This is a genomic window from Succinimonas amylolytica DSM 2873 (genome assembly GCF_000378405.1).
In the GTDB taxonomy this organism is placed as follows: Bacteria; Pseudomonadota; Gammaproteobacteria; order Enterobacterales; family Succinivibrionaceae; genus Succinimonas; species Succinimonas amylolytica.
The window spans coordinates 187774-196008 of the sequence record NZ_KB899636.1; the positions used below are offsets into that span (position 1 = coordinate 187774).

Annotated in this window: 7 protein-coding genes; 1 reads left to right on the plus strand and 6 read right to left on the minus strand. The window is 45.1% G+C overall.

What is annotated here, in order from left to right; all coding sequences use genetic code 11:
* Nucleotides 1–5: 5 nt before the first annotated feature.
* Genes F557_RS0100865 through pilM form a run of 4 tightly spaced genes read right to left on the minus strand, consistent with a single transcriptional unit; the run spans nucleotide 6 to nucleotide 2844 of the window.
* Entirely contained in the window at nucleotides 6–539 is a 534-nt protein-coding gene (locus F557_RS0100865; protein WP_019000381.1) for a pilus assembly protein PilP, read from the minus strand.
* Nucleotides 540–1184 (minus strand): type IV pilus inner membrane component PilO, encoded by a 645-nt coding sequence (locus tag F557_RS0100870; RefSeq protein WP_019000382.1) that lies wholly within the window; start codon nucleotides 1182–1184, stop codon nucleotides 540–542. It abuts the gene before it with no gap.
* Complete coding sequence (locus F557_RS0100875; RefSeq protein ID WP_019000383.1) at nucleotides 1184–1789, minus strand: PilN domain-containing protein; 606 nt, start codon at nucleotides 1787–1789, stop codon at nucleotides 1184–1186. Before F557_RS0100875 ends, F557_RS0100870 begins: the two co-directional genes overlap by 1 nt.
* Nucleotides 1777–2844 (minus strand): type IV pilus assembly protein PilM, encoded by a 1068-nt coding sequence (gene pilM / locus F557_RS0100880; RefSeq protein WP_019000384.1) that lies wholly within the window; start codon nucleotides 2842–2844, stop codon nucleotides 1777–1779. The genes F557_RS0100875 and pilM overlap by 13 nt, the downstream gene beginning before the upstream one ends.
* Nucleotides 2845–3005: 161 nt before the next feature.
* Here pilM and F557_RS18290 point away from each other — a divergent pair, with 161 nt between their 5' ends.
* Nucleotides 3006–5471: a penicillin-binding protein 1A gene (locus F557_RS18290; protein WP_019000385.1), complete on the plus strand. Its 2466-nt coding sequence runs from the start codon at nucleotides 3006–3008 to the stop codon at nucleotides 5469–5471.
* Nucleotides 5472–5558: 87 nt separating this feature from the next.
* Here the strand turns inward: F557_RS18290 and F557_RS0100890 are convergent, their stop codons facing one another.
* Nucleotides 5559–7331 carry a sensor domain-containing protein gene (locus F557_RS0100890; protein ID WP_084761323.1) on the minus strand — a complete coding sequence of 591 codons (1773 nt, stop codon included), beginning with the start codon at nucleotides 7329–7331 and terminating at the stop codon, nucleotides 5559–5561.
* 201 nt (nucleotides 7332–7532) lie between these two features.
* Nucleotides 7533–7961 (minus strand): M48 metallopeptidase family protein, encoded by a 429-nt coding sequence (locus tag F557_RS0100895; RefSeq protein WP_169335144.1) that lies wholly within the window; start codon nucleotides 7959–7961, stop codon nucleotides 7533–7535.
* Nucleotides 7962–8235 lie beyond the last annotated feature (274 nt).

Below are 8235 nucleotides of genomic sequence, written 5' to 3' on the forward strand. Positions count from 1 at the left end.
GCTAATTATTCCGCTTCAATCAAATCAATACGGGATGACTTTTTGTTCCAGCATCCGTTACCGTCAGAAATAAACTCTTCAACCTCAACAGAATCCGGCGCTACACGGATTACCTTGCCGAAATTAAGTCCCATGTGCATTCCGGGAACAACACGAACTACCACACCGTCAGCGGTCTGGATCAAGGCTCTGAGCTTATTGTCCATCATGATAGTACCGCGCATAAAGAGATTATCCAGAGAGTACTGCTCAAGTTCTTCCATCGGACGTTCACGATCCGGCTGTTCACAGCTGACTGGCTTAGCAGAAGCCGGCTGAGAAATCTCCGGCTTCGGAAGAACAAAGGGCATCCGGTCGGTCTTAGGTTCAAACTTCATCGGTACGAAAGCTGTAATCTGAGGAAGAGCTTCAATTTCGGACGGAGCCTGCTTACGCTGAGTATCGCAGTACTCCTTAACTGAATCATTAAAGCCCGATTCACAGGCAGTCAACACCATAACTGATGCCAGTGCTGCGGATAACAAGGTTAACTTCTTCATTTAATTCCTAGCCTCCTTCCGCTGTCTGCGAGCCTGGTTCTGCTTCGCCTGATTTTCGTTATATCGGAAAGTCTTAGCGATAAGCTTCATATCCAAAAGCTCGGTATCAACCACTTTGCCGTCCTTACCCTTGGTATCAACTCTCGACAGGTCAAACTTGTCGATAGTAACAATTCGCGGCAGAGCTGCAGTGTCGGCTGCAAAGCTTCCCAGCTGCTCATAGGTTCCAGTAACATGGATATTCATAGGGAGTTCAGTGTAGATCTCCTTCTGAACTTCAGGTTCCCACTTAATGCTGGCAAGAGTAAGACCGTTATCCTGAGCAATGAAGGAAATATCGTCCAAAAGATTGGCAACCTCGTTACTGTTCGGAAGCTGTCTCAGCTGAGCATCAAGCAAGCTTTCGAGTTCAACAATCTGTTCCTTATAGGCTTCAAGATTTGCAGCCTGACGTGCCTTTTCAGCGAACTGATCGCGTAAAGACCTCTCTGTCCTAATCTCTGAATCCAGATCATTCTGCAGATCCTCACCCATAGCCGCCCAGGAAGCGTAACAAATGAGCCCGGCAACAATCAGGCCAGAAACCAACCTTACAGGCAAAGGCCAAGTCTCAATCTGATTAATATTAAAATCACTTCCAGCCATTACTTGGCACCTCCCTTGTTACCTGCATTGAGGGGGTCACTGCTGTCAGCAACCTTAAAGCTCATAACAAAATTGTAAAGGCCATCCGGAAGAGTCGGTATCTTGCGCTGACCATTCTGCATTTCAGCCTTAGTTTCAGTTATGTTGCTCTGACCTAGCCACTTACTGTTGTCAATATTGCGAAGCATGGAAGATACTCGCGGATTGGATTCCGCCATACCCTTTACCTGAGCAGTACGCTGATCGAAATTCATAGAATCAAGATAAACGCCTGATGCCACTAATGTCGGCAGATCAGAGAACAGATGCACTGCAATATTTCTATTCTGCTGCAGAGTTTCGATGGCCTTCATTCGGTCGATAAGCTCCTGCTTACGCTCTTTAAGCTTGGCAATTTCGGCGATCTGCTGATCCAGCTGAGCAATCTGGCTTCTGAATTCTTCGTTGCGGCCCTTCTGCATCGCAATTGCATACTGCAAATACAGGTAACCGGCAACTACAACGGCAGCAGCAATAAGAACAAATGCCACAATGATTTTAACAAAGGCATCCTTACTTCTTTTTTTCAGCTGCTGACGCCACGGGAGGAGGTTTATATTGGACATTCTTCAAAACTCCTTAATGCTAAACCCAGCGCAGTCATATACTTGCACCCCATCTGGTTGGTTTCGCTCTTGAGATTAGGGAACTTCTTAAAGATGTCCGGACATTTAACATCTGTTCTCAAAAGCGAGGTCATCTGATCAACAAATCCCTCTACCAGACAGCCACCACCGGTAAGAACTACCGCAGCCACATCACGGTGAGACGATGAACTGGTGAACAGCTGCATATTACGCTTAATGTTCTGAGCCAGCTGAATCATAAACGGATTAATGATTTCATTCTTGGCATCGCCGGGCATTTTGTTATTAACTTTGGCTCTTTCCGCATCCTCATATGCCATGCCAGTAGCCTGACACAGATTCTGAGTAAGGGTATCGCCGCCGAAGCTCTGAAGACGCTGGTAAATGATCTCCCCGTGATACATTACACCAAAGGTAAGCGTTACAGCACCAACATCAACCAGTGCCACAGGCTTCTCATTGTAGGCTTCCTCAAAACCGGGAATAGCAGACTTAACGGCTCTTGCCAGCGCATGAATACCAATGTCCACTACCTTAACCTGTTTGCCTACTCCTTCAATTACAGCCTGCCGGGAGTCGACACTTTCAGTCTTGGCACCGCTCAGAAGAACATCACTCTTAGTGGCATCCACAAGATTCGGGCCGAGAATTTCATAATCAAGACTAATTTCATCGAGAGGGAAAGGAATAAGGTTTTCAGCTTCCTGCTCCACGAAGGAATTAAGTTCCGAATCCTTGAAATTTGCGTCAGCCTGAATAATCTTAGAGATTACACTAGACCCCGAAACCGAAGTAGCCACATACTTTGGACTGCCCGAGACATGCTTGATTAAAGTCTTCACAGCAGCTGTTACCTTATCAATATCATTGATCTGGTAATCAACAATAGCCCCCTTCGGAGTGGGGACTTCTGCTACGGCAGTAATCTTGTAGTCTTTGGCTTTGCCAGAGATTGCAACTGCTTTGATACTTTGGCTTCCAAAATCCACCCCGAGAAGCGGATAAAGAACGCCTTTGCTTTTCATTCCAGCCATATTTGCATCCGTGCTGATTTAACATTTTACTCGTTTTCCTATGATAACTTTTTATCGGTTGCGATATCTAAAAAATCAAATTATTCGTTTTGCCGATTTTGAGCTAGATAACAATTTAAGCTATAATTCATGAAATTATTATCTGAGTCAGCGATACGCATATGATTTTTATCTGGATGCGCAGAATCATATGGTTCTGCATTCTGCTGGGCAGTCTTCTAACTGCCGCCGGCTGCTTTTATTACTACCACACCCAAAGTGCCCTTCCTGATGTGAACGAACTCAAGGACGTCACCTTTGAGACACCTCTTCTCATATATACGAAGGACAGAAAACTGATTGCCGAATTCGGACAGCACCGCAGAATCCCCCTGGCAATTCACCAGATTCCGGAAAGACTTAAGAATGCCTTTCTGGCTATCGAAGACGCCAGATTTTACGAACATGTGGGTATTGATCCCATAGGTATCGTACGTGCTGCCTATGCCGGCCTGTCATCAGGGAAAAAGGTGCAGGGAGCCAGTACCATCACCCAGCAGGTTGCAAGAAACTTCTTCCTCTCAAACGAAAAAACTTTCTCCCGCAAGATTAAGGAAATTTTTCTTTCCTGGAAGATCGAGCAGACCCTTACCAAAGACGAAATTCTGGAACTATATCTCAACAAGATTGCTCTGGGGCATCATTCCTACGGAGTGGCTGCCGCCGCCTATGTCTATTTCGGAAAAACCGTAGATGAACTTACCCTGGGAGAAATGGCTATAATTGCCGGCCTTCCGAAGGCACCATCCAATCTCAATCCGATTTCCAATCCCGATAACGCCAAAAAGAGAAGACATCTGGTTCTGAACAGAATGCTACAGCTCAACATGATTACTCCCGAGGAGTATCAGGAGGCGGATAATGAACCGGTTTCAGCATATTACCACACCGCAAAGCTGGAGGCTTACGCTCCTTACGTAGCCGAATCCATACGACAGAAGATGGAAAACACCTATGGTGAAGGAGTCTACACTGAAGGCTATAAGGTATATGCCTCCATCGACTCCGGAACCCAGCATGTAGCCAACAGAGCTGTCTATGACGGCATCACTGCTTATGACATGAGACACGGCTACCGCACTCCAGAAAACATTCTGAAAACCCAGAACATCGACTTGAATGACGAGGAATCGCTCAAAAAGGTTCTTAAACCGTACAAGGCGTTCGAATATGTTTCCCCGGCTATAGCAGTGGCAGCCGACAGCAAAACCAATGCAGTTACCGTCTATATAAAGGACAAGGGACCTGGCACCATTTCCTATGATCATATGAAATGGGCGAAAAACACCAGAAACGATGTAAAATCCGGCAACTTTCCGGCAAAAGTAGCCCAGTTCATAAAACCGGGAGATCTGGTTTATGTAGAACATTTAAAGGACAATCAGTACGCACTCCGGCAGATTCCGGCAGTTCAAAGCGCACTCATATCCCTGGACTCTCATACCGGTGCCATTAAGGCCATGGTTGGCGGTTACAGCTTCGCCCAGAACACCTTCAACAGAGTAGAGCAGGCCAAACGTCAGGCAGGCTCGAATATCAAGCCTTTCCTGTATTCGGCTGCACTGGCTGACAGGTTTACTCTGGCCTCTTTAATGCTTGATGAAAGAATATCCATTTGGAATCCCTGGAGTAAAACCAGCTGGTCTCCCAAAAATTCTCCTAACGTATATGAAGGACTTATTCCGATAAGAGAAGCGCTGACCAAATCGAAAAACGTAGTCTCAGTTCGCCTTATCAGAGCCCTGGGCGTGAACAAATTTGTAACGCATTTCACCAAATTCGGCTTTAATGTCAAAAAGTACCAGAAAAACGATTCCATCGCTCTGGGTGCCTTTGAAGTCTCTCCCCTGGAGCTGGTGACCGGTTATGCTACTTTTTCCAACGGCGGATACAAAATCGAGCCCTATCTTATTGATACGGTAACTCTTGGTGATTCAGAACAGATTATTTACAAGGCCAAACCCTATGATGCCTGCAACGACTGTCCCAATGCCGTGGTTAACTCCATCAAGCCGGAGCTTATCCCCGAAGAGGCCGAGCAACTGGTTAAGGGACATCACGCGGAACAGATAATTACTCATGGCAATGCATTTCTTATTGCAAACACTCTTCACAGCGTTATCTGGGGAGGATCAGGGCCTCGCGGCCGGTACAACGGCACCGGAACCAGAGCCAGAGCCATGAAAAGAGATGACATTGCCGGCAAAACCGGCACCACCAATGAAAGCCGCGATGCCTGGTTTTCCGGATTCAACGGTAATACTGTAACCACGGTCTGGGTAGGATTTGACAACTATGCCAAAAGTCTCGGTCATGGAGAGTCCGGCGGAAAATCTGCACTGCCTATCTGGATTGAGTTTATGAATTATGCCCTGAAAGGAACCGAAGAAACACCGGTGGAACCCGGTGAGGATATTATTACCAGTAATATATCCGGTTATAAGGAATTCTTCATCAAAGACTCAAACGTTGCCGCCAGAACCTACGTTTCTGAGGAGGAGGACTTCAAGGTTGAACGTCCGGCAGGAAACGGCACTCCTTCACACCGGAACGATACCGGAGACGGCGGGCTGGACGATATTATGTAAAAGAGGAAAGCTCCCCTACCCTAGGATTATAAAGGCTGCACATAAAATGCGTAGCCTTTTCTATTTTCGAAATCTGCCCCCTCTTTCTCAGAAATCCGGGTTTTTCTTGCGCCTGATATATTCAGTCATGGAATCAACATTAAGAGGCTCTGCAAAATAGAAGCCCTGAATGTCCTCAATTCCCGACTGCTTCAGATAATCCAGCTCAATACCGGTCTCCACTCCTTCGGCAATCAGTGAAAGTTTAAACGTTTTTGCCAGACTTATAATGGCATCAACAATCTGCTGATTTTCCCGAGATTTGGAAATATTACTGACAAAGCTTTTATCAATTTTTATGCAGTCCAGAGGAAATGTTTTAAGGTTGGTGATATTGATAAGACCGGTACCGAAATCATCAACACTAATCTTCACTCCCATTTCGCGCAGTTCGCCGAAATCCTTAAGAATTCTTACATCGGCATGGGACAATACTGATTCCCGCAGTTCCAGTTCCAGGCAATGCGGCGGATAGTTAAGATCCTCCAGCAGATTAACAATCTTGCTCAGAAAATCAGGTTTTGATATTTGACGTCTTGAAAGATTCACCGCCATCGGATACATCTCGCCAAACTTCTCCTGCCAGACCAGATTTTGTTCCAATGCCGTGCGCAGTACCCAGTCACTTATGGTAACAATGATATCGCTGTCCTCGGCAATCGGAATAAAATCGTCAGGCATAAGTTTTCCGAATTCAGGACTGTTCCACCTGATAAGAGCTTCGATACCTTTAATCCTACCGGTCTCCTCACAAATCTTCGGCTGATAAAACAGATAAAACTCTCCTCTGGCCACAGCACCGCTTAATTTGTTTTCAATAAGAGCCCGCTTGTTCATCCCCATTCCCATAACCTCGGAATAAGTCACAATATGGCTGTCAGAAGCTCTTTTAGCGGATAGAAGAGCCACATCGGCATTTCGGACCAGAGTTTCATAATCAAGTCCATGCTCGGGGAAAATGCTGATCCCCATGGAAACAGATACCGCAAAAGCCCCGCCAAATATCTGATATGGATTACCGATTTCGTTCTGAATTTTGGCTATAGCACTCTTGATGACATCGCCATCATTGCAATTACGCAGCACCACCAGAAACTGATCACCGCTAAACCTTCCCAGTAGTACAGAATATTCCGCCAATGCCGTCTTAATCCTTTCAGCAGTAAGCTTTAGTATTTCATCACCAACCACATGACCGTTAATTTTATTGATATTTGAAAAATTCCTGATATCAACAATGACCAAAGCCAGCTTCTGACCAGTCGCATCAGATTCCGAAAGAGATCTGGCCGCTTCCACCGACAGGCACAGACGGTTAGGAATTCCTGTGAGATAATCATTGTGTACCAGCTTATGAAGCATGTTTTCAGATTTCTTAATGGCAGTAATGTTAAAAGCGATACCTCCGACTCCATAAGAACTGCCGTCTTTCCCGATCAAAGGAAATTTAACGCTTTCAAACCACAGCCCGGCCTTCTCGTTTTCGCGGTAGCGGTACACATTCTTAGATTCTAGGACATAACGATCATCCCTGATGTAGCCTTCCACCAGCTTCTTTGGGGCAATATCACTATCAGTAAGCCCAAGAAAGTAGGATCTATCCTTATCAAACATCAGCGCATAAAACTGATTAACCCAGGTAAGCTTTAGCTCCTTGTCCTTAAACCATATGGGTGCCTGAATCAAATCACAAAGAGTAATAAATTCGGCATTTTGCTTTTTTAATGCCTTTATAATCCTGTTTTGCCTGACAAAAAAACATGCGCAGCACACAATAAGCACGATTAAAAGACCGGATGCACATGCGACAACGACATTCATAACTTACTAAATCTCAGAAATTCCAAAAAACTTAATAACAGTGTATCGTTAATTCGATAAAACAACATCACAGCAGGTACTAAACTGTTATTCAGTTAAATAAAATATAAACTGTTCCCGGAAAGAATGAATTAACAAATTAAAGTTTCTGATTCCACGGTATTCTACAGGCTTGCAATCCCCAAAAAACTACTACGGCAATTATTCGTATACACGCGACAAAATCTCCCTGCCATGGCTGTGCAGCCATTGTTCACATTCGCGGTATTCTGGAAAATACTTCTCCCACAGAAGATAAAAATCACGGCTGTGATTCATATGAATCCGGTGACAAAGTTCATGAACCACAATGGCATCTCTGATCTTCTCCGGTGTCAGCATAAGAAGAACATTAAGAGAAATATTGCCATTACTGCTGCAGGATCCCCAGCGGGATTTCATGACCTTAAATGTTACCTTACGAACTCTGACCTGCATCAATTCAGCAAAATACTTCACCCGGGGAGCAATCTCCAGTAATGACGCATCACCCAGTCTTTTAAGATCTTCAAATGAAAGCATTTCCGAAGATGGAACCTGTTTTTGGCGGTGTCTTTCTATCCAGCCGGTCTGACTGTCAACAAATCTCATGATATCCTGATCGGAACATATAACAGGACAACGAATCTCAAAATTCCCGCTTCCAGACAGGTATATACCGATTGTCTTCCTTCTGGAATTTCTCAGTATGGGGATTCCCTTATATTCACGCATTTTTTTCCTGCAAATCACCCAGGGTATGGCCGTTTTATCCCTGACATACCCCATGAAAGAAAGTACTAGACCGTTGTAAGTTCATGGTCCGGTACATAAGTTTTCGCTCTTGAAACCTATAAGGCCTTAGAGCCTGCCCATGCATTTGAGA

What these genes read in the sequence shown, in the direction of transcription:
- F557_RS0100865 (WP_019000381.1), bottom strand. Translation starts at nt 539, where the DNA reads ATGAAGAAGTTAACCTTGTTATCCGCAGCACTGGCATCAGTTATGGTG.
- F557_RS0100870 (WP_019000382.1), bottom strand. Translation starts at nt 1,184, where the DNA reads ATGGCTGGAAGTGATTTTAATATTAATCAGATTGAGACTTGGCCTTTG.
- F557_RS0100875 (WP_019000383.1), bottom strand. Translation starts at nt 1,789, where the DNA reads ATGTCCAATATAAACCTCCTCCCGTGGCGTCAGCAGCTGAAAAAAAGA.
- pilM (WP_019000384.1), bottom strand. Translation starts at nt 2,844, where the DNA reads ATGGCTGGAATGAAAAGCAAAGGCGTTCTTTATCCGCTTCTCGGGGTG.
- F557_RS18290 (WP_019000385.1), top strand. Translation starts at nt 3,006, where the DNA reads ATGATTTTTATCTGGATGCGCAGAATCATATGGTTCTGCATTCTGCTG.
- F557_RS0100890 (WP_084761323.1), bottom strand. Translation starts at nt 7,331, where the DNA reads ATGAATGTCGTTGTCGCATGTGCATCCGGTCTTTTAATCGTGCTTATT.
- F557_RS0100895 (WP_169335144.1), bottom strand. Translation starts at nt 7,961, where the DNA reads ATGAGATTTGTTGACAGTCAGACCGGCTGGATAGAAAGACACCGCCAA.